At 49.8% G+C, this 24,604-nt stretch carries 18 protein-coding genes and 2 tRNA genes; 9 read left to right on the top strand and 11 right to left on the bottom strand.

Translation table 11 applies throughout. The features are described 5' to 3' along the window. From AC6R0S_RS14330 to AC6R0S_RS14310, 5 genes are all read left to right on the top strand, one after another. A partial coding sequence (locus tag AC6R0S_RS14330) for a glutamate synthase-related protein (protein ID WP_500638187.1) occupies positions 1–2,057 on the top strand: 2,057 nt, incomplete at its 5' end. Next, complete coding sequence (locus AC6R0S_RS14325; RefSeq protein ID WP_500638186.1) at positions 2,057–3,526, top strand: glutamate synthase subunit beta; 1,470 nt, start codon at positions 2,057–2,059, stop codon at positions 3,524–3,526. The genes AC6R0S_RS14330 and AC6R0S_RS14325, both read left to right, overlap by 1 nt. A 397-nt stretch (positions 3,527–3,923) precedes the next feature. After that, positions 3,924–8,387, top strand: coding sequence for a glutamate synthase large subunit (gene gltB / locus AC6R0S_RS14320; RefSeq protein ID WP_500638185.1), 4,464 nt, complete (start codon positions 3,924–3,926; stop codon positions 8,385–8,387). Positions 8,388–8,401: 14 nt separating this feature from the next. Further along, positions 8,402–9,814 carry an FAD-dependent oxidoreductase gene (locus tag AC6R0S_RS14315; RefSeq protein ID WP_500631784.1) on the top strand — a complete coding sequence of 471 codons (1,413 nt, stop codon included), beginning with the start codon at positions 8,402–8,404 and terminating at the stop codon, positions 9,812–9,814. A gap of 43 nt (positions 9,815–9,857) precedes the next feature. Continuing rightward, entirely contained in the window at positions 9,858–10,298 is a 441-nt protein-coding gene (locus AC6R0S_RS14310; protein WP_500633463.1) for a DUF1499 domain-containing protein, read from the top strand. Between the two features lie 75 nt (positions 10,299–10,373). Here the strand turns inward: AC6R0S_RS14310 and truB are convergent, their stop codons facing one another. The 10 genes from truB to ubiT all read right to left on the bottom strand — a co-directional run bounded on the left by truB (position 10,374) and on the right by ubiT (position 18,588). Next, a complete protein-coding gene (truB, locus tag AC6R0S_RS14305) occupies positions 10,374–11,318 on the bottom strand; it encodes a tRNA pseudouridine(55) synthase TruB (RefSeq protein WP_500638184.1) in 945 nt (314 codons plus the stop codon). Continuing rightward, positions 11,318–11,719 carry a 30S ribosome-binding factor RbfA gene (gene rbfA, locus AC6R0S_RS14300; RefSeq protein ID WP_500631787.1) on the bottom strand — a complete coding sequence of 134 codons (402 nt, stop codon included), beginning with the start codon at positions 11,717–11,719 and terminating at the stop codon, positions 11,318–11,320. Before rbfA ends, truB begins: the two co-directional genes overlap by 1 nt. Before the next feature lie 109 nt (positions 11,720–11,828). Next, positions 11,829–14,540: a translation initiation factor IF-2 gene (gene infB / locus AC6R0S_RS14295; RefSeq protein ID WP_500633462.1), complete on the bottom strand. Its 2,712-nt coding sequence runs from the start codon at positions 14,538–14,540 to the stop codon at positions 11,829–11,831. 22 nt (positions 14,541–14,562) lie between these two features. Next, complete coding sequence (gene nusA, locus AC6R0S_RS14290; RefSeq protein WP_334554270.1) at positions 14,563–16,050, bottom strand: transcription termination factor NusA; 1,488 nt, start codon at positions 16,048–16,050, stop codon at positions 14,563–14,565. 24 nt (positions 16,051–16,074) lie between these two features. Beyond that, positions 16,075–16,530: a ribosome maturation factor RimP gene (gene rimP, locus AC6R0S_RS14285; RefSeq protein WP_334554268.1), complete on the bottom strand. Its 456-nt coding sequence runs from the start codon at positions 16,528–16,530 to the stop codon at positions 16,075–16,077. Positions 16,531–16,782: 252 nt separating this feature from the next. Next, positions 16,783–16,859 (bottom strand) — tRNA-Met (locus AC6R0S_RS14280). Between the two features lie 55 nt (positions 16,860–16,914). Further along, positions 16,915–16,998 (bottom strand) — tRNA-Leu (locus tag AC6R0S_RS14275). Between the two features lie 27 nt (positions 16,999–17,025). Then, the gene (gene secG / locus AC6R0S_RS14270) at positions 17,026–17,358 is read right to left on the bottom strand and encodes a preprotein translocase subunit SecG (protein ID WP_500638183.1); all 333 of its coding nucleotides are present in this window, start codon (positions 17,356–17,358) and stop codon (positions 17,026–17,028) included. Positions 17,359–17,573: 215 nt separating this feature from the next. Further along, positions 17,574–18,077, bottom strand: a complete 504-nt coding sequence (locus AC6R0S_RS14265) for a GNAT family N-acetyltransferase (RefSeq protein WP_500638182.1) — start codon at positions 18,075–18,077, stop codon at positions 17,574–17,576. After that, positions 18,061–18,588, bottom strand: coding sequence for a ubiquinone anaerobic biosynthesis accessory factor UbiT (ubiT, locus tag AC6R0S_RS14260; RefSeq protein WP_500626487.1), 528 nt, complete (start codon positions 18,586–18,588; stop codon positions 18,061–18,063). Before ubiT ends, AC6R0S_RS14265 begins: the two co-directional genes overlap by 17 nt. Before the next feature lie 199 nt (positions 18,589–18,787). Here ubiT and AC6R0S_RS14255 point away from each other — a divergent pair, with 199 nt between their 5' ends. The 4 genes from AC6R0S_RS14255 to AC6R0S_RS14240 all read left to right on the top strand — a co-directional run bounded on the left by AC6R0S_RS14255 (position 18,788) and on the right by AC6R0S_RS14240 (position 23,513). Next, a complete protein-coding gene (locus AC6R0S_RS14255; protein WP_500638181.1) occupies positions 18,788–20,827 on the top strand; it encodes a sensor domain-containing protein in 2,040 nt (679 codons plus the stop codon). Between the two features lie 165 nt (positions 20,828–20,992). After that, positions 20,993–22,006 carry a ubiquinone anaerobic biosynthesis protein UbiU gene (gene ubiU / locus AC6R0S_RS14250; protein WP_500626485.1) on the top strand — a complete coding sequence of 338 codons (1,014 nt, stop codon included), beginning with the start codon at positions 20,993–20,995 and terminating at the stop codon, positions 22,004–22,006. Positions 22,007–22,026: 20 nt separating this feature from the next. Then, positions 22,027–22,908, top strand: a complete 882-nt coding sequence (locus tag AC6R0S_RS14245; RefSeq protein WP_500638188.1) for a U32 family peptidase — start codon at positions 22,027–22,029, stop codon at positions 22,906–22,908. A 101-nt stretch (positions 22,909–23,009) separates the two neighbouring features. Then, positions 23,010–23,513: a type II secretion system protein gene (locus tag AC6R0S_RS14240; RefSeq protein ID WP_500638180.1), complete on the top strand. Its 504-nt coding sequence runs from the start codon at positions 23,010–23,012 to the stop codon at positions 23,511–23,513. Between the two features lie 50 nt (positions 23,514–23,563). Here the strand turns inward: AC6R0S_RS14240 and nlpI are convergent, their stop codons facing one another. After that, positions 23,564–24,481, bottom strand: coding sequence for a lipoprotein NlpI (gene nlpI / locus AC6R0S_RS14235; protein ID WP_500631793.1), 918 nt, complete (start codon positions 24,479–24,481; stop codon positions 23,564–23,566). Between the last annotated feature and the right edge of the window lie 123 nt (positions 24,482–24,604).

Here is a 24,604-nt window from a genome sequence, read left to right as displayed (position 1 = left end):
AATCAACACGCAACAAAGATTACGATCAATTCAAGCAATACGCGGCCGCGGTGGATAAGCAAGGCGACAACGCGGTGACGCTGCGTAGCCAGTTGGAGTTTGTTAAGCACCCAGCAGGCTCAATTCCCATCGACGAAGTAGAACCGATTGAAAGCATCGTGAAACGCTTCGCTACCGGCGCGATGTCGTTTGGTTCGATCTCTTACGAGGCGCACTCAACACTGGCCGTTGCGATGAACCGATTGGGCGCGAAGTCTAACTCGGGCGAAGGTGGTGAAGACCCAATGCGCTTTGAGCGCAAAGAAAACGGTGACTGGGAACGCTCAGCTATCAAGCAGGTCGCGTCTGGTCGCTTTGGGGTGACTTCATACTACCTCACTAACGCAGATGAACTGCAAATCAAGATGGCGCAAGGCGCGAAACCGGGTGAAGGCGGTCAGCTTCCGGGTGACAAAGTCGATGATTGGATCGGCGCCACTCGTCACTCAACACCGGGCGTCGGTCTGATTTCTCCACCGCCACACCACGATATTTACTCTATCGAGGATTTGGCTCAGCTGATCTACGACTTGAAGAACGCGAACCGCGCTGGCCGTGTGAACGTCAAATTGGTCTCCGAAGCGGGTGTCGGCACGATTGCCTCAGGCGTTGCGAAAGCCAAAGCAGACGTTGTGCTTATCGCAGGTTTCGACGGCGGTACCGGTGCCTCTCCGATGTCATCGATTCGCCATACGGGCCTTCCTTGGGAATTAGGTTTGGCGGAAACGCACCAAACGCTACTGAAAAACGGCCTACGTAACCGTATCGTCGTTCAAGCGGATGGTCAGATGAAAACACCTCGTGACCTCGCTGTCGCCACATTACTGGGCGCTGAAGAGTGGGGCGTCGCGACCGCTGCGCTGGTAGTAGAAGGCTGTATTATGATGCGTAAGTGTCATAAGAACACCTGTCCTGTGGGCATCGCGACACAAAACAAAACGCTGCGTGAGCGTTTTGACGGCCGCGTCGAAGACGTCGTGACCTTCTTCCAATACATGGCACAAGGTTTGCGTGAAATCATGGCAGAACTTGGCTTTAGAACCATTGATGAGATGGTCGGTCAAGGTCAGAAAATGAAGATTCGCCAAGACGTATCGCACTGGAAATACAAGAACTTAGACTTGTCTCCTGTGCTACACGTTGAGCAACCGCGTGAGCAAGACGGCGTCTACAACCAGACCGTACAGAATCACAACCTAGAGCAAGTGCTTGACCGTAAACTGATTCAAGCGGCGATCCCTGCGCTCGAAAAAGGCGAAGCGGTCAACGCTGAGTTCCCGATCGTCAACACTGACCGCTCTGCTGGCACCATGTTGTCTAACGAGATTTCCAAGGTGTACAAGGATCAAGGTCTGCCTCAACCGATGAACGTTAAGTTTACCGGTAGTGCTGGCCAGTCGTTCGGTGCGTTCCTTGCGAAAGGCGTCAAATTTGAAGTCGAAGGAGATGCGAACGATTACTGGGGTAAAGGCCTATCTGGCGGTACCTTGGTGCTCTACCCAGATGCCAAATCAAGCATTATTGCCGAAGACAACATTGTGGTAGGTAACGTCTGTTTCTACGGAGCAACCTCCGGAGAATCCTTCATTCGCGGTATGGCTGGTGAGCGCTTCTGTGTACGTAACTCGGGCGCGAAAGTAGTTGTCGAAGGCGTGGGTGACCACGGCTGTGAATACATGACAGGTGGCGTGGCGATTATCCTCGGATCGACTGGTCGCAACTTTGCCGCTGGCATGAGTGGCGGTGTCGCTTACGTTTGGGATAAGTCGGGTGACTTTGAATCCAAACTCAACCCAGAGTTGGTCGATTTGGATCCTATCGAACAAGAAGATAAAGCCTTCTTACAAGATATGTTGACGAAACACGTTCAATTCACAGGAAGTGAAGTAGCTCAGTCTTTCTTAGACAACTTTGAAGCAAGCTTAGCGGCGATGGTGAAAGTCATGCCACGTGACTACAAAGCGGTGCTTCAAAAACGTCAAGCTGAGGCAGAACAAGCAGAAACGGAGGCAGTGTAATGGGTAAGCCGACTGGATTTTTAGAGCATGGTCGTGAACTTCCACAAAAGATCGACCCCAAAGAGCGCATCAAGAACAACAAAGAGTTCGTCCTGAACGACGAATTTGGTAGCAAGATCAATACGCAAGCATCACGCTGCATGGACTGTGGTGTACCGTTTTGTCATAACGGCTGCCCCATTGGCAACATCATTCCTGAGTTCAATGATGCTGTGTACCGTGATAGCTGGGAAGAGGCGTGGAACATTCTAAGCTCCACCAATAACTTCCCAGAGTTTACTGGTCGCGTCTGCCCTGCACCGTGTGAAAGCGCGTGTGTATTGGGGATCAACCAAGACCCTATCACCATCTGTAACATTGAGAAAACCATCGTAGAAACGGCGTATCGTGAAGGGTACGCCAAACCGAAAACGCCACGCTCTCGCACAGGTAAAACGGTGGCGATCATCGGCAGTGGCCCGGCGGGTCTATCGGCAGCCGAGCAGCTGAACAGCGCTGGCCATAGTGTCACCGTGTTTGAGCGTGATGAAAAAGTGGGCGGATTGCTACGCTTTGGCATTCCAGACTTTAAACTGAGCATGGAAGTGATCGATCGCAAGATCAACCTGATGGCCGAAGCGGGCGTTGAGTTTAAAGTCAACCAACACGTGGGGGTTGATGTCAACGCTCAGCAGCTTCGTCAAGAGTACGATGTGGTGTTGCTCACCGGTGGTTCAACCGTACCGCGCGACTTGCCAGTCCCGGGGCGCGAGCTTAACGGTGTGTACTTTGCGATGCAGTTTCTCGCACAAAATAACCGCCGTGCCAACAACATGGATCTCAAAGGTGAAGATATTCATGCCGCCGGTAAACACGTGGTGGTGATTGGTGGTGGTGATACAGGTTCAGACTGTGTCGGTACTTCTAACCGTCACGGCGCTGCCAGCGTCACCCAGGTCGAAATCATGCCGATTCCACCAGAGAAACGCCCAGCGAACATGCCTTGGCCACAATACCCAATGATCCTACGTACCTCGACTTCACACGAAGAGGGCGTTGATCGTCACTGGAATATTCTGACCAAAGAGTTTATCGGTAATGACCAAGGTGACGTCACCGGTCTGCGTATCGCTGACATTGTTTGGCAAGACGCCAAACCGGGTGAGCGCCCGATCTTCAAAGAAGTCGAAGGCAGCGAGCGCGTGATTCCATGTGATATGGCGTTCTTGGCGATGGGTTTCTTGCATCCAGAACCGACCGGCGTTCTTGCTCAGCTTGATGTAGCGCTTGATGAGCGTGGCAACGTCGCGACACAAGACTTCGCCACCAATCAAGCGGGTGTCTTTGCCGCAGGTGATATGCGTACCGGCCAATCTTTGGTGGTACGTTGTATCAATGAAGGTCGAGAGTGTGCACGTGCTATCGACCAGTACCTGATGGGGGGAACCCACCTTGAAGCGAAAGCGGATTCACTTATGCTTTCTGCATAACCGCTTACACTGACATCCTTCCAAACCTATCCAGTTGACCAGCACATTGTGCTGGTCTTTTTTATCCCTCACACTTCCATTGTTACAAAAATGTAACAATAAGAATTCTATCCCTCTGATTTGACGTACTTTTTTTAGTCAATTACTTGGTAAATAGTCACCTAGCGTGATCATTCACCAAAAACTTGACCTTTTTCATCATAAGCTATACGTTGTGAAGTCGATGAAAATGAATTCATCCAATTTTGTAAAATAATAAAAGATAATTTTGTGTATATTTATGCAAAATTTAACAACTTGAAAGCATAGTTAGTCATATTTACCAACCCTTTTTGAGTTCAAGCTGGATACGTTGGTAGTACTGTCTGGAAGACAGCGAAGCAAAGGGAGAATTGCAATGGCTCTATATGATCCTCGTCTTGAAAAAGACAACTGTGGATTTGGTTTAATTGCACACATGGAAGGTGAACCTAGCCACAAGCTAGTTCGTACCGCAATTTCAGCATTGGATCGCATGACCCACCGTGGTGGCATCGCCGCCGACGGAAAAACCGGCGATGGTTGTGGGTTGTTGTTGCAAAAACCCGATTCCTATCTGCGCCTGATCGCCAAAGAGAAAGGCTTCAATCTCGGTAAACAATACGCCATCGGGATGATTTTTTTCAGCCCAGACCCGGTCAAAGCACAATCTGCAAAAGACATTATTAACAAAGAGTTAGCCAAAGAAACCTTATCAGTCGCTGGCTGGCGCGAAGTACCGACCAACTCTGCGGTCCTTGGTCCCATCGCGTTAAACTCATTACCGAACATTCAGCAGGTGTTTATTTCAGCACCGGCAGGTTGGCGTGAGCGCGACATTGAGCGCCGCCTCTATATTGCACGCCGCCGCATCGAAAAACAGATTCACGATGACAGCGATTTTTACATTTGTAGCTTGTCGACTCAGGTCCTTGTCTACAAAGGTCTGTGTATGCCAGCAGATTTACCGCGCTTTTACCTCGACTTAGCGGATCTGCGCATGGAATCGGCTATCTGTTTGTTCCACCAGCGCTTTTCTACAAACACCCAACCTCGTTGGCCATTAGCGCAGCCGTTTAGATATCTGGCGCACAATGGTGAAATCAACACCATTGAAGGCAACCGCCAGTGGGCGCGCGCACGTGCGTACAAATTTGCCTCGCCGCTTCTTCCGGATTTGCAAACGGCGGCACCTTTTGTCAATGAAACCGGTTCAGACTCCTCGAGTCTAGACAATATGCTGGACTTGTTCCTTGCTGGTGGAATGGATATCTTCCGCGCGATGCGTATGCTCGTGCCGCCTGCATGGCAAAACCACCCAGATATGGATGCCGAACTGCGCGCATTCTATGACTTCAACTCCAAACACATGGAGCCTTGGGATGGCCCAGCAGGCATCGTTCTATCCGATGGACGTTACGCGGCGTGTAACTTAGACCGCAATGGTTTACGCCCTGCCCGCTATGTGATCACTAAAGATAAGCTGATCACCCTCGCCTCTGAAGTCGGCATTTGGAACTACGCCCCGGATGAAGTGGCGAAGAAAGGTCGTGTCGGCCCCGGTGAGCTCTTGGTGATTGATACACGCCAAGGCAAGTTGTGGCAATCGAGCGAGATCGACAACGATCTCAAGAGCCGTCACCCTTATCGCGAATGGATGGAGCACAACGTTCGCAAGCTGACGCCATTTGCTGAGTTATCAGACGATCAAGTCGGCCAACGGAGCTTCGATAACGATCTTTTAAAGACGTATCAAAAGCAGTTTGCGATGAGTAACGAAGAAGTCGATCAAGTGCTGCGCGTACTCGGCGATATGGGGCAAGAAGCCGTCGGCTCTATGGGTGATGACACGCCAATGGCAGTGCTGTCATCCAAAGAGCGCTTAGTGACCGATTACTTTAGACAGAAATTTGCTCAGGTGACCAACCCGCCTATCGACCCACTGCGCGAAAAGCACGTGATGTCATTGGCGACCAGTATCGGCCAAGAGATGAATGTCTTTTGTGAAACCGATGGTCACGCCCATCGAGTCACGTTTGGCTCTCCGGTTCTGCTTTACTCAGACATGCAGCAGTTGCTTGGGCTTGATGATGACCACTACCGCAACACCATCTTAGACATCAACTACGATCCGACTCAGAAAGATCTCAAACAAGCGATTGATGATTTATGTGCACAGGCTGAGCAAGTCGTGCGTGAAGGGACGGTGTTAGTGGTGTTGTCAGACCGCGCATTAGTCAAAGGCCGTTTGCCGATTCCTGCAGCCATGGCAGTAGGTGCGGTACAAACCCGTCTTATCGATGCCAACTTACGTTGTGATGCCAATATCATCGTCGAAACAGCAACCGCGCGCGATCCACACCAGTTCGCGGTACTGCTCGGTTTCGGCGCTACCGCTGTCTACCCTTACCTGGCCTACGAAGCGCTAGGCAAACTCATTGATGACGGTGCGGTAGAAAAGAGCTACCGAGAAGTGATGCAGAATTACCAATACGGTATTGATAAAGGTCTGTATAAGATCATGTCCAAGATGGGCATTTCAACCGTGGCCTCTTATCGCTGCTCGCAGCTGTTTGAAGCGGTCGGCTTACACAAAGACGTGGTCGAATTGTGCTTTAAAGGCGTCACTACGCGCATTCAAGGCGCCAACTTTGACGACTTCCAACAAGACCTCTTTAATCTCTCGCGCAAAGCGTGGGCGAAGCGTAAGTCTATCGACCACGGCGGGCTACTGAAATACGTACATGGTGGTGAATACCATGCCTACAACCCGGATGTCGTCGGCACATTGCAAAAAGCGGTGCGCTCTGGCGAGAGCCAAGATTACCAAAGCTACGCCAAGCAAGTGAACGAGCGCCCGGTTGCCATGCTGCGTGACTTGATGACGTTGAAAAAAGCCGAGTCGCCTTTGCCACTTGAGCGCATTGAGCCAACAACGGAGCTATTCAAGCGCTTCGACTCTGCCGCCATGTCCATTGGCGCTCTAAGCCCCGAAGCGCACGAAGCGCTGGCTACGGCGATGAACCGACTAGGCGGCTACTCCAACTCTGGGGAAGGCGGTGAAGATCCTCGCCGTTTTGGTACCGAGAAAAACTCACGCATTAAGCAGGTTGCTTCAGGCCGTTTTGGCGTGACGCCCCACTACCTGACCAATGCTGATGTGTTGCAAATCAAAGTGGCGCAAGGTGCCAAGCCCGGTGAGGGTGGTCAGCTGCCCGGGCACAAAGTGACGGCAGAAATTGCCAAACTGCGTTATTCCGTCCAAGGTGTGACCCTGATTTCACCGCCACCTCATCATGACATTTACTCCATCGAGGATTTGGCACAGCTGATTTTCGATTTGAAACAGGTCAATCCAAAGGCCTTGGTTTCCGTTAAGTTGGTCTCTGAGCCGGGAGTGGGCACTATCGCCACCGGTGTGGCAAAGGCTTACGCTGACCTTATCACCATCTCTGGCTACGACGGCGGAACCGCCGCCAGCCCACTCACCTCAGTGAAATACGCGGGCAGCCCATGGGAGCTCGGTCTAGCGGAAACCCAACAAGCACTGGTCGCAAATGGTTTGCGTCATAAAATTCGCCTACAAGTCGACGGCGGTTTAAAAACCGGTCTCGATGTGGTCAAAGCGGCCATACTCGGTGCGGAGAGTTTTGGTTTTGGTACTGCGCCTATGGTTGCGATGGGATGTAAATTCCTGCGTATCTGTCACTTAAACAACTGTGCTACGGGCGTCGCGACACAAGACGAAACCTTGCGTAATCAATACTTCAAAGGCCTACCCGAACAGGTAATGAATTACTTCACCGGCCTTGCTGAGGAAGTGCGAGGCTTACTCGCCGAGTTGGGCGTTGAAAAACTCACGGATCTGATTGGCCGCACCGATCTGCTGCAAGCGGTGGAAGGGATGACGGCGAAACAAGCAAAACTGGATCTATCGAATATCCTCGAAGCACCGGTTTCTCCAGAAGACCATCCGCTGTTTTGGACTGAGCCGAACGCGCCGTTTGACAAAGCGCACTTAAACCAACAGATGGTCGATGATGCGATGAGCGCAATCGAAGCGCAGCAGCCCGCAAGCTTCTTCTACAATGTCATCAATACCGATCGCTCAGTGGGCGCACGTCTGTCGGGCGAAATCGCCAAACGCTATGGCAACCAAGGCATGGCCGCCACGCCCATCAAGATTTACCTTGATGGTACAGCGGGTCAATCGTTTGGTGTCTGGAACGCTGGCGGCGTTGAACAAATCCTCACGGGCGATGCCAACGATTACGTGGGTAAAGGGATGGCAGGTGGCAAACTGGTCATCAAACCTCACTTGGGTACGGCGTTCAAATGCCATGAAGCGACCATCATAGGCAATACCTGCCTATATGGCGCGACAGGCGGCAAACTGTTTGCTGCAGGAACGGCGGGTGAGCGTTTTGCGGTGCGTAACTCAGGTACCATTGCCGTCATCGAAGGCGCGGGTGATAACGCTTGTGAATACATGACCGGTGGCATCGTCGCGATTCTTGGCGCAACAGGCGTCAACTTCGGCGCGGGTATGACGGGCGGTTTTGCTTATGTACTAGATAATAATCAAGACTTTGCAGGGCGAGTGAATAACGAGTCGGTAGAAGCGATTTCGTTGGCCGACCTCTATATCCACCAAGAGCATCTACGCGGCTTAATTGCCGAGCACTTGGAGGAAACCGGTTCGGCACATGCCGAGCATATCCTAGCGAACTTTGATGAATGGATTCCGAAGTTCTACCTAGTTAAACCTCAAGCAGCGGATCTGAATACCTTGCTTGGTCACCAAAGTCGTAGCGCTGCTGAACTTCGCGTTCAAGCACAATAAGTCATGGAGGATGTATGAGCCAGAACGTATACCAATTTATCGATGTCCAGCGTGTCGACCCGGCTAAAAAACCGATTAAGATCCGTAAGATAGAGTTTGTCGAGATTTATGAACCCTTTACCAAGCAGCAAGCGACTGCCCAAGCGGATCGCTGCTTAGATTGTGGTAACCCTTACTGTGAATGGAAATGTCCGGTTCACAACTACATTCCGCAATGGCTAAAGCTCGCCAATGAAGGGCGTATCCTTGAAGCCGTTGAGCTGTCTCACCAAACCAACAGCTTGCCCGAAGTGTGTGGACGCGTCTGCCCGCAAGACCGTCTTTGTGAGGGTTCCTGTACCCTCAATGATGACTTTGGTGCGGTGACCATCGGCAACATTGAAAAATACATTACGGACAAAGCGTTCGAAATGGGCTGGAAGCCCGACTTGTCTAAAGTCGAGTGGACGGATAAAAAAGTCGCCATCATAGGCGCGGGCCCTGCAGGTCTCGCTGCAGCCGATGTGTTAGTCCGAAATGGCGTGAAACCAGTCGTGTTTGATCGCTACCCAGAGATCGGCGGGCTGCTCACCTTTGGTATTCCCTCCTTTAAATTAGAAAAAGGGGTGATGGAAAACCGTCGCCGCATCTTTAGTGACATGGGTGTTGAGTTCCGTCTCAATGTCGAAGTCGGTAAAGACATTCAAATGAGTGAGCTGATTAACGACTACGACGCGGTCTTCTTAGGGGTGGGTACGTACAAAAATATGCGCGCTGGACTTGAGAATGAAGACGCACCTGGCGTGTATGACGCGCTGCCGTTTTTGATTTCCAATACCTATAAAGTGATGGACCTTAAAGACGACAAACCGTTTATTGATATGGCTGGGAAAAATGTCGTCGTCCTCGGCGGGGGAGACACCGCGATGGACTGTGTGCGCACCTCTATCCGCCAAGGCGCTGCAAACGTGATTTGTGCTTACCGCCGTGATGAAGAGAACATGCCTGGCTCAAGGCGCGAAGTGAAAAACGCCAAAGAAGAAGGGGTAGATTTTATGTTTAACCTTCAGCCTTTGGGGTTAGAAGTCAACGCAAGCGGTCAGGTCACTGGGGTCAAGGTGGTCAAAACGGCATTGGGTGAACCAGATGCTGCTGGGCGCCGCCGCCCAGAGCCGGTCGAAGGCAGCGAACACGTACTGGCCGCCGATGCAGTCATTATGGCGTTTGGTTTTCAGCCGCACCAAATGAGCTGGTTAGAACCTTATGGTGTAGAGCTGGATCAGTGGGGCCGAATTAAAGCGGCATCTGAACAAACTTACCGTTACCAGACCAGTAACGAGAAGATTTTTGCCGGTGGCGATGCTGTGCGCGGCTCCGATCTTGTAGTCACGGCCATCGATGAAGGACGCAAAGCGGCAGAAGGTATCTTAGACTTTCTAGAAGTGTAACCTTCTTAAAGTCCGTGAAGCCCCCTCTTAGTAAGGAGAACCAATGAAACCCCAATGGCGAACCCTAACCACTCTGCTACTCGCGTCGATCGCTCTCGCGGGTTGCAGCCAAGGAGTGACGACAATGACAGACAGAAGCGCCGAGCCATGTGGTGACAAACCCAATTGTGTCTCTACTCAGGATACCCGAGAGAAGTTTTCTCTCGCACCCTTTATCCTAACTAAAGAGGCCAACATCGATGCGATAGAGCGCGCTGCCCTGCAATTACCCGGCGCCAAAACCGCGGTCAGCGATGAAGGTTACTTACGTATTGAGTGCACCTCAAAAATCCTGCGTTTCGTCGATGACTTGGAGCTAAAAATGACCGACGGAGCACTAATGGTGCGCTCAGAGTCGCGTGTGGGTTACTCTGATTTTGGCGTCAATCGCAAACGCGCAGAGCAACTTCGTGACATCCTGAAAGCCGAAGGGCTCATAGAGTAACCAAGACGCTTAAAATAAAAAACCGAAGCGCTGATAGTGCTTCGGTTTTTTGTCGTTGAGAGAGGCTTATCGGTATTAAACCGGGTCTCTGAATACGACGAGACGCTTTGGGGCAATCTTACCGTCGTCGTTCATTTCACCAACGCCGATAAAACACTTCTCTTCACCTTTCGTCAGGCGAACCGTACCCTCGGTCGGAGCGCCGAAAACTTGCACAGGCTGACCATGCATGACGAGATCGGCCAATTCAGGAATCAAGTTCACCTCAGGCAGATCTTCAACAGCGGTGTCCATAGGGAGCAACAGCGGGTCAAGTAACTCACGCGGCGCGCGCTCTTCACGATGCGCTTGTTCAAGAAGCTCATTAAGCTGCTCTAGCTTCACCATATTCTCGTACGGGTAGTTAGCGACCGCCGTGCGACGCAGCATGGTCACATGCGCGCCACAACCGAGCATTTCACCAAGATCGTCTACGATAGTGCGGATATAAGTGCCTTTCGAGCAGTGTATTTCCATCTCGACTTCATCGCCTTCGAAGCGATGGAGGGTAATCTCGTACACGGTGATCTTGCGCGCTTCACGAGGGACTTCAATGCCTTGACGAGCATACTCATACAGCGGCTTACCCTGATATTTCAGGGCCGAGAACATTGACGGTACTTGGTCGGATTCGCCGCGGAACTTGTCGATACACGCTTCGAGCATAGGGAGCTCAACATTCACAGGGCGCGTTTCGACCACTTCTCCGTCTGAATCTGAGGTGTTGGTTCGCTCGCCCAGCTTGGCAATCACTCGGTATCGCTTGTCCGAATCGAGCAAGAACTGAGAAAACTTGGTCGCTTCGCCCAAACAAATCGGCAGCATGCCGGTTGCCAAAGGATCGAGCGCCCCGGTATGACCCGCTTTCTCCGCAAAGTAGATGCGTTTGACCTTTTGCAGTGCGTCGTTGGATGAAATCCCAGTGGGTTTATCCAATAGGATCACACCATCAATAGGACGACCTTTACGACGACGTGCCATTAGTTCTCTTCCTCTTCATCACGACCTGCGTTGTGTTGTTTGCGTTTGTCTTGACTAATCACCTCACTAACGAGGTTAGACATGCGCATACCTTCAACTAAGGTGTTGTCGTAATGAAAGCGGATTTCTGGTGTCAGACGCAGACGAATACGCTTACCCAGCATCATACGGATGTGTACTTCGTGCTCACGCAGTGCCGCCAGACATGATTCTGGGGTTTGCTCGCCAACACATAGGAAAGTGACAAACACTTTGGCGTAGGCCAAATCACGTGACACTTCGACATCGGAAATAGTCACCATGCCCAGACGTGAGTCACGAACTTCACGCTGGAGGATCATCGCCAATTCTTTTTGTAACTGCTGCGCAACGCGCTGAGTACGGCTAAATTCTTTTGACATCTCTTTTCTCACATTAGAAAGAATGGGGGGATGGTCAAGCCAGCCCCCCATGGTGTATTCAACAACCCATTGCTCTCGTCTTTCGACCTTTGAGAGTAATGTTAGTCAATTAGTCCAGTGTACGTTTGATTTCCACTGTTTCGAAGACTTCGATTTGGTCACCGACGCGAACATCATTGTAGTTCTTAACGCCGATACCACATTCGTAGCCGTTCTTAACTTCTTGAACGTCATCTTTAAAGCGACGTAGGGACTCAAGCTCACCTTCGTAGATAACAACGTTTTCGCGCAGTACGCGGATTGGGTTGTTACGCTTGATCACGCCTTCTGTGACCATACAACCAGCGATTGCGCCCAGTTTCGGTGACTTAAATACGTCACGTACTTCAGCAAGACCAATGATCTCTTGCTTGAATTCTGGAGCAAGCATACCGCCCATTGCTTGTTTCACTTCGTCAATCAATTGGTAAATGATTGAGTAGTAACGTAGGTCAACGCTTGCCGCTTCAATTGCACGACGAGCTGATGCATCCGCACGTACGTTAAAGCCAAGGATGATAGCGTTAGACGCTTCAGCCAGTACTGCATCTGTCTCAGTGATACCACCCACACCAGAACCCACGATGTTCACTTTCACTTCGTCAGTAGAAAGTTTCAGTAGTGAGTCTGCGATTGCTTCAACCGAGCCCTGTACGTCCGCTTTTAGTACAACGTTCAGCTCAGCCACTTCACCTGCAGCCATGTTAGAGAACATGTTCTCAAGTTTGGATTTCTGCTGACGAGCCAGTTTCACTTCACGGAACTTACCAGCGCGGTAGTTAGCGACTTCACGTGCTTTACGCTCATCACGGACAACCGTAGCTTCGTCACCTGAAGAAGGCACACCAGAAAGACCCAAGATCTCTACAGGGATAGATGGACCAGCTTCTGTGATTTCGTGACCTAGCTCGTCGCGCATAGCACGAACACGGCCGTATTCTTGACCACAAAGAACGATGTCGCCCTTATTTAGGGTACCTGACTGAACCAGTACTGTAGCCACTGGACCGCGACCTTTATCTAGACGCGATTCAACCACAACACCAGATGCCATGCCTTCTTTCACAGCTGTAAGTTCAAGAACTTCAGACTGAAGAAGGATCGCTTCTAGAAGACCGTCGATGTTGGTACCCTGTTTCGCAGAGATGTGAACGAACATGTTCTCACCGCCCCACTCCTCAGGAATAACGTCGTACTGAGCAAGCTCATTCTTCACGTTATCTGGGTTCGCATCTTCTTTATCGATCTTGTTCACCGCAACGATTAGAGGCACTTCTGCCGCTTTCGCGTGCTGGATAGCCTCAACCGTTTGTGGCATTACGCCATCGTCTGCCGCAACCACAAGAACAACAATATCCGTCGCTTGAGCACCACGAGCACGCATTGCGGTAAACGCCGCGTGTCCAGGAGTATCAAGGAAGGTAATCATACCGTTTTCAGTTTCTACGTGGTAAGCACCGATGTGCTGGGTAATACCACCCGCTTCGCCTGAAGCCACGTGTGTACGACGGATGTAGTCAAGCGTCGATGTTTTACCGTGGTCAACGTGACCCATGATGGTCACAACTGGCGCACGAGGTGTCGCTTCTGCGTGGCTATCACGATCGTTTAGAACCGCTTCTTCAAGCTCATTCTCTTTACGCAACACGACCTTGTGACCCATTTCTTCAGCGATCAATTGCGCTGTTTCTTGGTCAATCACTTGGTTGATGGTCGCCATTGCGCCCATCTTCATCATCGCTTTAATCACTTCTGTTGCTTTCACTGACATCTTGTTTGCCAGTTCAGAAACCACGATGGTTTCACCAATCACAACGTCCGCTTTTGCAACCGCAGCGGTCTTGTCGAACGCTTGTTGCATAGAAGAAGGCTTCGCTAGACGACCTTTCGCGCGGCCTTTACCACGTCCAGGGCGAGCGTTGCGTTCTTGATCATCGTTTTTGCTAGAGAGTTTCTTCTTCTTGCGACGACGACCCGCTTCTTCACGGCGATCTGCTTCATCTTCGGCTTCACGTGCGTAGGTTGAAGTCGTTACATGGTAATCTGTATTTTCCATATCACCCTTTTTCTTTTCAGCAGCAGACCAACGCTCTTTATTCTTCTCAGCCAATTCGCGAGCTTCTTCAAGCTGGCGCTGACTTTCCTCTTCAGCCTTACGCTTAGCTTCTTCTTCCTGACGACGTTTAAGCTCGTCGGCCTCTTTTCGCGCTGCTTCTTGCTTAGATTTCTCTTCAGCGCTACGTTCGTTCTGTTGTCCAGATTGACGTTTCGCCTTCTCGGTAGCGTCACGTTTGGCTTTCTCTTCTGCCTCACGTTTCGCTTTTTCTTCCGCTTCGCGTTTTGCTGCTTCTTCTGCTGCACGTTTTGCTGCTTCTTCGGCTTCACGTTTTGCTACTTCTTCAGCTTCGCGTTTTGCCGCTTCTTCAGCTTCACGTTGAGCGGCTTCTTCAGCCTCACGTTTCGCTTCATCTTCAATTGTGCTCGCTTTCACGTAAGTACGTTTCTTACGAGTCACAACGTTGACTTCTTTGCTTTTGCCGCCACCCGCATTAACACTCAGTGTGCTGCGAGTTTTACGTTGCAGGGTTAAGCGAGTTGGCTCAGCATCACCATTGGTGTCGCCGTGCGCTTTTTTCAGATGAGTCAGCAGTTTCTGTTTTTCATCTTCTGTGACTTGATCTGTGCTCGCTTTTTTCATTCCTGCGTCAGCAAGTTGCTCTAATAGGCGGTCTACTGGCGTACCAATTTCTTCACTTAGTGCTTTAACGGTAATTTGCGTCATGCCGCTCCTCCTTGCTGGGAAATTATGCTTCTTCGCCGAACCAACAGATGTTACGTGCTGCCATGATCAGCTCGCCCGCACGCTCTTCAGTTAGGCCTTCAATACCTTCTAGGTCATCAATACCCTGGTCAGCAAGATCTTCCAATGTGGAGACACCTTTTGCTGCCAGTTTAAATGCCATTTCGCGTTCTAGGCCTTCAAGACCTAGTAAATCTTCTGCAGGCTCTAGACCTTCAAACGATTCTTCTTGTGCTAGGGCGATCGTGGTCAATGCTTCTTTGGCACGGCTACGTAGCTCTTCAACAAGATCTTCATCCAAACCATCAACCTCTAGTAGCTCGTTTACGGGTACGTAAGCAATCTCTTCTAGAGTCGAGAAGCCTTCTTCAACAAGCAGTTGAGCAAAGTCTTCTTCAATATCTAGGTACTTCATAAAGTTTTCGATAGACGCTTGTGACTCTTCAGCGTGTTTCTTCTGAAGATCTTCAACCGTCATGACGTTCAGTTCCCAACCCGTTAGCTGAGAGGCGAGACGAACGTTTTGACCGTTACGACCAATCGCCTGAGCTAGGTTGTCCGCTTCAACCGCGATGTCCATTGAGTGCGTATCTTCATCAACAATGATGGAAGCGACATCAGCCGGTGCCATAGCGTTAATCACGAACTGCGCTGGGTTATCATCCCAAAGCACGATATCAATACGCTCACCGCCAAGTTCACCCGATACGGCTTGAACACGCGCACCACGCATACCCACACAGGCACCGACAGGGTCAATACGCTTATCGTTGGTCTTCACGGCAATTTTTGCACGAGAACCAGGATCACGCGCTGCACCTTTCAGCTCGATGATTTCTTCTGCGATTTCTGGCACTTCAACACGGAACAGTTCTGCCAACATTTCTGGCTTAGAACGTGTGATGAATAGCTGGAAGCCACGCGCTTCTGGCGCGACGCGGTACAGTAGGCCACGTACACGGTCACCAGGACGGAAGTTCTCACGTGGTAATTGGTCATCACGCAGAATAACCGCTTCCGCGTTGTTACCCAGATCAAGAATGATGGTGTCGCGGTTCACTTTCTTCACCACGCCAGTCACAAGCTCACCTTCGTTGTCGATGAACTGTTCAACGATCTGTGCACGCTCTGCTTCGCGAACTTTCTGAACAATCACTTGCTTCGCAGTTTGCGTCGTAATACGGTCAAACGTCACCGATTCGATTTCGTCTTCTACATAATCGCCAACTTGCAGCTCAGGATCTTCGAATTGTGCCGCTTCTAGTGAGATCTCTTTCGTTGGATGCTCAACCTCTTCCACCACTAACCAACGGCGGAAAGTATCAAACTCACCGGTTTTACGGTCGATAGCTACGCGAACCTCGATTTCGATTTCGTACTTTTTCTTAGTCGAGGTAGCGAGTGCGATTTCTAATGCTTCAAAAATACGCTCACGAGGTACCGCTTTTTCGTTCGATACCGCTTCTGCTACCGCTAAAATTTCTTTACTCATTTTAAATAGCCTCTAAGACTTCGCTTAAAATTTAGGGATCAGGTTAGCTTTTGAAATGTTGCTTAATGCAAACTCTTCATCGTTGCCATCCACAGTAATCGTCACTGTTTCACCTTCGACAGAGTGGATAACACCTTTCCACTTACGACGGTTACCGACAGCCATTTTCAAAACGATGCTGACCTCGTGACCAATAAATTGCTCATAATGTGCCGCTTTGAAAAGTGGTCTTTCTAAACCTGGTGAAGACACTTCTAGGTTGTAAGCCACTGTGATTGGATCCTCAACGTCCATCACCGCACTGACCTGACGACTCACTTCTGCACAGTCATCGACGGTAATGCCATTTTCATGGTCAATAAAAATACGCAACGTTGAGTGTTCGCCTGCGCGAATAAATTCTAATCCAACTAACTCATAACCTGATGCTGCTACAGGAGCTTCAAGCATTTCAGTAAGTTGTCTTTCTAAACCAGTCATTTAAACCACTCCAGAAACAAAAAAAGGGCTCAGAGCCCAATTTAAATTCCAAGCAAGCTCTGAACTTTTAAAAAGTTCAGATAACAAAAAACCCCGATATAGTCGGGGTTTTTTGTTGCTGGACCCTGATACGTTAAACGATGCATTTCATCATTTAACTCGCAGTGACTATTCGACATAATCAAGACTGCGAAAACTTGCAACATCCTACTTTTCATCAGATAAGAACTGGTCAAATCTCAATGTAGGAATTGGTTGCGGGGGCCGGATTTGAACCGACGACCTTCGGGTTATGAGCCCGACGAGCTACCAAGCTGCTCCACCCCGCGTCCGACTTGTCGAGCATTATACGCTCTCCAAGGTGTTTTACAAGTTTGTAAATAATGGTGCCGAGAGAGGGACTCGAACCCTCACACCAAAGGCACTAGCACCTCATGCTAGCGTGTCTACCAATTTCACCATCTCGGCATAAATCTTACTTAAGCGATCTATCGCTTATTGAGGAATTTCGTCACCCGTTGTAGGGGCAGGAACTTCACTCACGTCACCAGCTTGAATTACTTGACCTTGCGTTGGGTCAACCCACTGAGACTCTGTCTTGTGTGTCGACATGTTGCCAAGCACTAGGCTGATAACGAAAAATACTGTTGCAAAAATTGCAGTCATTCGGGTTAGGAAACTTCCTGAGCCACCTGCGCCAAACACTGTGTTTGATGCGCCTGCACCGAATGAGGCTCCCATATCTGCGCCTTTACCTTGTTGAATCAGCACGAGGCCGATTACACCAACCGCTGCCAACAGGTAAATCACAAGTAGAACGGTAAACATGCTTTCCACCTATGTTCCAAATTGTTGAGCCAGCGCCGTTCTAGGAGTCGTCCTGAACAAGGCTAGCGACCTCCTCGTTGAAGGCGGAGCAATACTAGCGAAACGACATAACGCTGACAAGTGGTATTTTTGAAAAAATTGGCTTTATCGTGTCGAACGCTTAAAAAAAGGACAAAACCAAGCTTTTCGTGGATAAATCTTGTTCAAGCCGCCACTTAGAGGGCGGTAAACTCCGGACTGTAGTCCACCAAGCCCTGTGCATCTTGCACTTCACCTGCTGCTAACTCTATGACTTGAAACGCGCCAGCCGGCACATCCCAACGACAATGCAACTGATGCTTCTCCGCTGGCTCGAAGCCAAAACGGCCATAATAGTTCGGATCGCCTAAGACCACACAGGCGGGATAACCAAACTCATACAGTGACGCGAGCCCTTCTTCAACTAACTGTGCCGCGATCCCCTGATTGCGATACGCGTTCGCCACCGCTAACGGCGCGAGCCCTTGCCAGCTTTTCTCTTCACCATTAACGGTTACTGGGCTAAACAACACGTAGCCGACGACGTCACCCTCATCGTTGCACGCAACCAAAGACAAAGTGCGATTGCCGTTTTCTCGCAGGCTCATCACCAAGTTGGCTTCAGCGTCAGTGTCAAAAGTGGTTTGGAGTAATTTTTCGACCGACAGAATATCAGCGGGCGCTTCAGTTCGAATAAGCATGGACAACCTCTTTGTTTAAGGTCTCAGATTGTACGCCTTTCTGAACAAAGTCGGCCAGTTGATTCATGCACATTTGCAAGGGTTTAGGTAAAAGCGTGAGATCAACACTGTCCATCAAGTTTTTGACTTCCAGACCAAGCTCGGTATCCCCCTCGATAGAAAGGCGGCGTTGGAAAAAGAGCGTATCTGGATCTTCTTTGCGACCTGCAATCAACACCAAATCATTGAGGTTGCCACTGAAGGTCACATCGGCGGTCATCGGAGTATCAGCAACCTGTAGCTGTTCATCTTGATAACTGATGAACCAGCAGAGATCGAGATCTTTGATCGCGACTTTAAGCCATTTGTCTTGCAAGAAGTCAAAATCGCCGTCTTCGAGGGCTTCTTTAAACACCGTGTTTAGTCCATCCAACAAGGCTCTTTTTTGAACAAAATGAGGCAAGAAGTGGATTGGAGATCGCAAAATTGATGCGGCATTACGAACTAGCTGAGTGCGAATCTTGTTAATCACGCTGATGATCCGTTAATTTGTCAAACACAACTCGCCATCATAGTGGATGTCACTGAGAGAAATCCTGTTATTTATCAAAAAACAGTCTTTATCCTTCTCTTCCTTGTCATCACGTCACAAAGGTCGTTATAGTTGTATTGACGTCTTAGTAAATATGCCGCTTACTAAGAAGAATCCTCGGAGAACTGGTACAAACTTGATGCTCTCGCAACAACTTCAGCATTGGTTTACAAAAATAACGGCGAAGAGTCCGTTTTTTTTTGCGATCTTAGATAACCAACATCACTATGCTTTGGTGAATGGGCGTTACTGCGACCTTTCTGGCCTCACGCCTGCGGAAATGGTCGGAATGTGCGACAGCGAAATTCTTGGTAAACAGTTCTACCAACAGCTCAAACCCTATTATGAGCGGGCGTTTAATGGCGAAACGTTAGAGGCAGAAATCACCCTTGATGACATCGACCTCGAAACCAGCGTTCATTTTAGTCTGACTCCTGTTGAGACTGAAGGCAAAGTCGAACATATCGTCTTTCATGCCATCGATACCTCTGAAAAACAAATTTTGGTTCGCTCTCTCGAAGAGTCAGAAGGTAAATTCAGTACCTTAACCACGATACTGCCAGATGGGTTATTGCTGGTCGAAGACGACTGCATTCTATCGGCCAACCCTGCAGCGCTGCGTCTACTCGGTTTTGAGATGATTCAAGAACTGCTGGGCGAAAGCTTCTCTCGCCTGTTTGTCGACGAGAAAACCAAGACCGTCTTTGCCAAATCGCTAGAAAACCAGATCGTTAAAGCGCCTTTGGTCTGTTTAACCGGGCCACGCTGTGGTTTTGAGCGTAAAGTTCAGCTGCACGCAGGCGCAACCAAACTGCTTGGTGGCAACACACAAATCGTGCTGATTCAAGACGCCGAAGTGAGTAACAAAATACTCTCACCAACCAGTAAAGAGGATGCGCACCTCGACTCACTAACCGGTCTATACAACCGCTTTGGGTTTACCAAGCGCCTTGAGCAACTGATTCACAACGAAACGCCGTTGATTATGCTCTATCTAGACATTGATAACTTTAAAAATATCAATGACTCACTGGGTCATCACATCGGTGACAAAGTGATCAAAGAAGTCTCATCAAGACTCAAACGTCTCTTGCCTCCCCAAGCGATTTTGGGGCATCTGGGCGGCGATGAATTTGGCCTTATTCTGCCCGAGCCAGAAAACAACCGCATGGCCGAGATGCTCTCTGAGCGTATTATCTCGCTGATTAACCAACCTTTTGATTTGCACCACTTTAGTAAGCGCTTAGCCTGCTCTATCGGCAGTGTTGCGTATCCAGGCGATGGCAACGACGCACGCATTTTGTTGCAAAATGCCGATACCGCGATGTACGAAGCGAAAGATCGCGGCCGAAATCGTTTGATCAAATTCAACGATCAAATGAACAAAGAAGCGCGGATGCGCCTTTGGCTCGAAATTGAGCTGCAAAAAGCGCTCCAGCAAAACGGGTTAGAGGTCTGGTATCAGCCGAAAGTGAACGCGCGCGATTTCAGTATCAATGGCGCCGAGGCACTGATCCGTTGGAAACATCCCGTTGAAGGCTACATCAGCCCGGGCGCTTTTATTCCGGTGGCCGAGCGCGCTGGATTAATTGAGCACCTTGGACGCGTGGTGATGCGTGATGTGTTCAATACGGTCAAACGCTGGAAGCTGCAAGGCATCTTGCCGGGACGTGTCGCCATCAACTTGTCACCCGAGCAGTTTGGCAACCCTAAGCTTATCGACTACATGGAAAAGCTCTTGCGTACCACTGAGCTGGACCCGAACTGCATCACCTTTGAGTTGACTGAAAGCGCCGTTATGAGTGACAGCGAGCACACGCTACAGATGCTCAACGCGATCAAAAAGCTCGGTTTTTCCTTGTCGATTGATGACTTCGGTACCGGCTACTCGTCACTCTCTTATTTGGCACGCTTTCCGATTGATGAGCTCAAAATAGACCGTGCCTTTATCACCGACATCGACACGCTACCTAAGCAGATCACCGTCATCGAGAACATCATTAATCTCGGTAAATCGTTGAACTTAACCGTGGTGGCCGAAGGGGTAGAAACCCAACAGCAAGCGACCTTGCTCTCTAATCTCAATTGTCATTCGATTCAGGGTTTCCACTTTCATCGCCCTCAACCGAAACAGGACATTGAAGAGCTGTTCGCGCAAAACCGCCGTCACAAGAACTAACCCTGCGGTATTTTTTACCACTAAGTGATTATTTTCAGAGCGAATTCGCTCAAACCTGCCTCACATCAAATTTGCTATTCATAAACCTTCATAAAATGCCCAGCATACTTTGACACCTCTTCGCCCACGCCTTGGACGTGGCGGATTAAGAACGGGTAATGTGCAATGGAACTCCTATGCCCAGCAGGCAATCTTCCTGCTTTAAAAACCGCGATTGATTGCGGTGCTGACGCGGTCTACATCGGCTTTAAAGATGACACCAATGCTCGTCACTTCGCAGGCCTCAACTTTCAAGGTAAGAAGCTCGACAAAGCGGTCGACTACGTTCATGACCACAACAAAAAAATTCATATTGCGTTGAATACCTTTGCTCATCCGAATGGGTTTGAACGCTGGACCAACGCCGTCGATCGTGCAGCCGATTTAGGCGTGGACGCCTTGATCGTCGCAGACATTGCGGTGCTCGATTACGCCGCCAATAAATACCCAGATCTTGAGCTGCACTTATCGGTCCAAGCTTCAGCCACCAATGTTGCCGCAATCGAATTCTACCAACAGAACTTCAACGTCAAACGTGTCGTGCTGCCTCGTGTTCTCTCAATTCATCAGGTAAAACAGCTGTCTCGCAACATCACCTCAGATGTCGAACTGGAAGTGTTTGCCTTTGGCAGTTTGTGCATCATGTCGGAAGGTCGTTGCTACCTCTCCTCATACATGACAGGAGAGTCCCCCAATACCGTTGGTGCCTGCTCGCCCGCGAAATACGTCCGCTGGCAAGAGACCGAGCAAGGATTAGAATCACGCCTCAATGATATCCTGATTGATCGCTATCAAGCGGGCGAAAACGCTGGCTACCCTACCCTGTGCAAAGGGCGTTTTGACGCAGAGATCGCAGGAGAGCACAAGCGCTATCACGCTCTTGAAGAGCCGACCAGCTTGAATACTTTGTCTATGCTACCTGAGCTGTTTGCGGCGAATGTGGCTTCGGTCAAAATTGAAGGACGCCAGCGCAGCCCGGCGTACGTCGAGCAAGTCACGCGAACATGGCGCGCTGCTATTGACCGCTACCAATCCGCGCCAGAGCAGTATCAGGTGGAACCGCAGTGGGATGCAGCCCTTGCGAACGTTTCCGAAGGGACACAAACCACACTGGGTGCATACCACCGTAAATGGCAGTAGAGACTGATATGGAAAACACGATGAAATACGCCCTTGGCCCCTTACTCTACTTCTGGCCAAAGCAGAACGTTGAAGACTTTTATCAACAAGCGAAGCAGAGCGATGCGGATATTCTCTACTTAGGCGAAAGCGTCTGCTCTAAACGACGTGAGATGAAACCTAGTCACTGGTTTGGCTTGGCGCAAGAGCTGAGCCAAGCAGGTAAACAGGTGGTGCTCTCCACCATGGCACTTCTTGAAGCGCCGAGTGAAGTCAACGTGATGAAAAAGTACATCGACAATGGTGACTTCGCTATTGAAGCGAACGATGTCTCCGCGATTCAGCTCGCCTCACAACACAAAGTGCCCTTTGTGGTCGGCCCTGCGGTCAATACCTACAACGCCCACACGTTAAAGCTGTTTCTTAAACAAGGGATGATACGCTGGTGCATGCCCGTTGAGCTCTCGCGAGAGTGGCTCTCAAACACCTTATCGCAATGTGAGGATCTAGGCATTCGCGGCCAATTTGATGTTGAAGTGTTCAGCCACGGTTACCTGCCTTTGGCCTATTCAGCGCGCTGTTTTACCGCGCGTGCGGAAAACCGCGCCAAGGATGACTGCGAAACCTGCTGCATAAAATATCCGACGGGTCTCAAGGTACGCAGCCAGGAGGGGCAAGAGGTCTTCAATCTCAATGGCATTCAAACGCAATCCGGTTATTGCTATAACTTGGTCAATGACTTGCCGAGCATGCAAGGCTTGGTCGATGTGGTGCGCTTAAGCCCACTCGGATTGGAGACCTTTTCACACGTCAGCGAGTTTAAAGCCAATGAACAAGGTCAAAAACCTCAGATGTTGCACGATCGCCAATGCAATGGCTACTGGCATCAAATTGCTGGGCTTGAAGTGAAAAACATCACTTAACGTGTAGATAGCCATCACCTTTGCATCACTTCACAGCTGAAAATCGCTACCGATAGCGATATAGTGGTGCGATAAGTTGTAGTGATGACACAAGGTTTTCAATGCAGTTTGGTAATGGTAGAGGTGCACAGGAAGGCTTTACTCTTATTGAGTTGGTCACTGTGATTATCATTCTCGGTATATTGGCAGTGGCGGCACTGCCTAAGATGTTGAACCTTTGGACAGACAGCCGTATCCGCGTATTGGAACAGATCGAAGTCAGTGTTGAAACCGCTAACAACCTCATCAATATGAAATCTCAGATGCCAAGTTACTCTACTCAAGCAGTACCGAATCGAGATGATTTATTGGACATCGATCTCGATGGCAATGGCGAGTTTGACATCCGCCTGAAGTGGAATTACCTCGACAATACCGATATTGAAAAACGCATCGTGCTTGATGAGAGTTTCGTGATTGAGTACGAAGGAATCTCTGAGACCTACATCGGCTATGACTTTGATGATGACGGGCAAAGTAAAGATGACAACTGCTACTTCCAGTACACTCAAGCCAGTGATGCCAGTACCCCTCCGGTCTATCAAACCGTGACCTCAGGTTGCTAATCTCCTATCACACTATGAATAAAGCCATCGCATTACGATGGCTTTATTCATTATTGGGTCGCCTCTATGGCTTGCTGCTTCGCTTTGGCGAGCTGTTCCGCTTTCACTTGGTTATAAATCCGGCTCAGTTCCAAGAAAGAGTAGCGGTGCTCGACATACTCATACACATTGAAGGAGATCGCGAGCTTATATAAAGAGATTGCACTAGCGAAATCCCCTTCGCTTTGATAGCGCTTGCCTAGGTAGAAATACGCTTCAGTGAGACGCTGAGCCAGCAACGTGTTATCACGGGTTCCCGCTAAGATCGCTTTAAACGCTTGCTGCTCCGACACTTCACCTAACGTGATCGCCACCAGCACCCATCCCCACTGCTCATCTCGGTCATGATAACGCTCAAGCAAGGTCGTACGGGCTTGCTCTGGTGCGCGCTCCGCTTCAATGATGTAGAGCCACAGCGCTCGAAACGGATCACTCGGCTCCTCGGCAAAATGCTTGTTCATGTCTTCAAGAGCAAGATCAAGTCGATCGCCATAGTACAAGGCAATAGCTCGATTGCGCGCCGCATAAGAGTTCTCAGGATCGAGCTCTAACGTCGAATCGAACGCATCGTACGCTGCGTCGAATTCACCAATTTGGGTAAAGTAGACGCCAAGCAGGTTAAACAGATCAGGCTGCGCGGGATTGAGTGACAAAGACTGATTGAAATCGAGTCGAGCTAAGTCACGCAGACCAACACTGTCATAGTAGTTTCCACGCTCATAAAGCATCTTCGCCCGCACATCATCATTCAAATCCGTACGTTGCAGTAACTGACTCAAACGCGCTATTTGCACTTCCTGTTGAACACTGGCTTGCAGAGGGACAGCCATGGGAGGGTAGAGCCACTCCGCATTTTGGTGAGACTGAGTGGCACAGCCTGCGGTAATGAGAAGGGTCAGGCCTAGAGTTGCGGTTTGAAACCATTTCACAAATAGATACTCCTGTAGCTAAGCGAGGCTTAGCGAAATCCCTGAAAATAATAAAGGGAGCGTAATGCTCCCTTTATAACATGCTTTTAGAGTAATAATCTAATTTACCCCCTTAGGAGGCAA

The organism is Vibrio sp. R15-SG3-ISO1B, from assembly GCF_059833835.1.
Note: the sequence above shows the minus strand (reverse complement) of the source record. Positions and strands in the feature narration are given on the sequence as shown.

What these genes read in the sequence shown, in the direction of transcription:
- rbfA (WP_500631787.1), bottom strand. Translation starts at nt 11,719, where the DNA reads ATGTCAAAAGAATTTAGCCGTACTCAGCGCGTTGCGCAGCAGTTACAA.
- AC6R0S_RS14265 (WP_500638182.1), bottom strand. Translation starts at nt 18,077, where the DNA reads ATGCTTATTCGAACTGAAGCGCCCGCTGATATTCTGTCGGTCGAAAAA.
- AC6R0S_RS14240 (WP_500638180.1), top strand. Translation starts at nt 23,010, where the DNA reads ATGCAGTTTGGTAATGGTAGAGGTGCACAGGAAGGCTTTACTCTTATT.
- gltB (WP_500638185.1), top strand. Translation starts at nt 3,924, where the DNA reads ATGGCTCTATATGATCCTCGTCTTGAAAAAGACAACTGTGGATTTGGT.
- ubiU (WP_500626485.1), top strand. Translation starts at nt 20,993, where the DNA reads ATGGAACTCCTATGCCCAGCAGGCAATCTTCCTGCTTTAAAAACCGCG.
- secG (WP_500638183.1), bottom strand. Translation starts at nt 17,358, where the DNA reads ATGTTTACCGTTCTACTTGTGATTTACCTGTTGGCAGCGGTTGGTGTA.
- rimP (WP_334554268.1), bottom strand. Translation starts at nt 16,530, where the DNA reads ATGACTGGTTTAGAAAGACAACTTACTGAAATGCTTGAAGCTCCTGTA.
- truB (WP_500638184.1), bottom strand. Translation starts at nt 11,318, where the DNA reads ATGGCACGTCGTCGTAAAGGTCGTCCTATTGATGGTGTGATCCTATTG.
- infB (WP_500633462.1), bottom strand. Translation starts at nt 14,540, where the DNA reads ATGACGCAAATTACCGTTAAAGCACTAAGTGAAGAAATTGGTACGCCA.
- AC6R0S_RS14315 (WP_500631784.1), top strand. Translation starts at nt 8,402, where the DNA reads ATGAGCCAGAACGTATACCAATTTATCGATGTCCAGCGTGTCGACCCG.
- AC6R0S_RS14255 (WP_500638181.1), top strand. Translation starts at nt 18,788, where the DNA reads ATGCTCTCGCAACAACTTCAGCATTGGTTTACAAAAATAACGGCGAAG.
- AC6R0S_RS14325 (WP_500638186.1), top strand. Translation starts at nt 2,057, where the DNA reads ATGGGTAAGCCGACTGGATTTTTAGAGCATGGTCGTGAACTTCCACAA.
- AC6R0S_RS14310 (WP_500633463.1), top strand. Translation starts at nt 9,858, where the DNA reads ATGAAACCCCAATGGCGAACCCTAACCACTCTGCTACTCGCGTCGATC.
- AC6R0S_RS14245 (WP_500638188.1), top strand. Translation starts at nt 22,027, where the DNA reads ATGAAATACGCCCTTGGCCCCTTACTCTACTTCTGGCCAAAGCAGAAC.
- nusA (WP_334554270.1), bottom strand. Translation starts at nt 16,050, where the DNA reads ATGAGTAAAGAAATTTTAGCGGTAGCAGAAGCGGTATCGAACGAAAAA.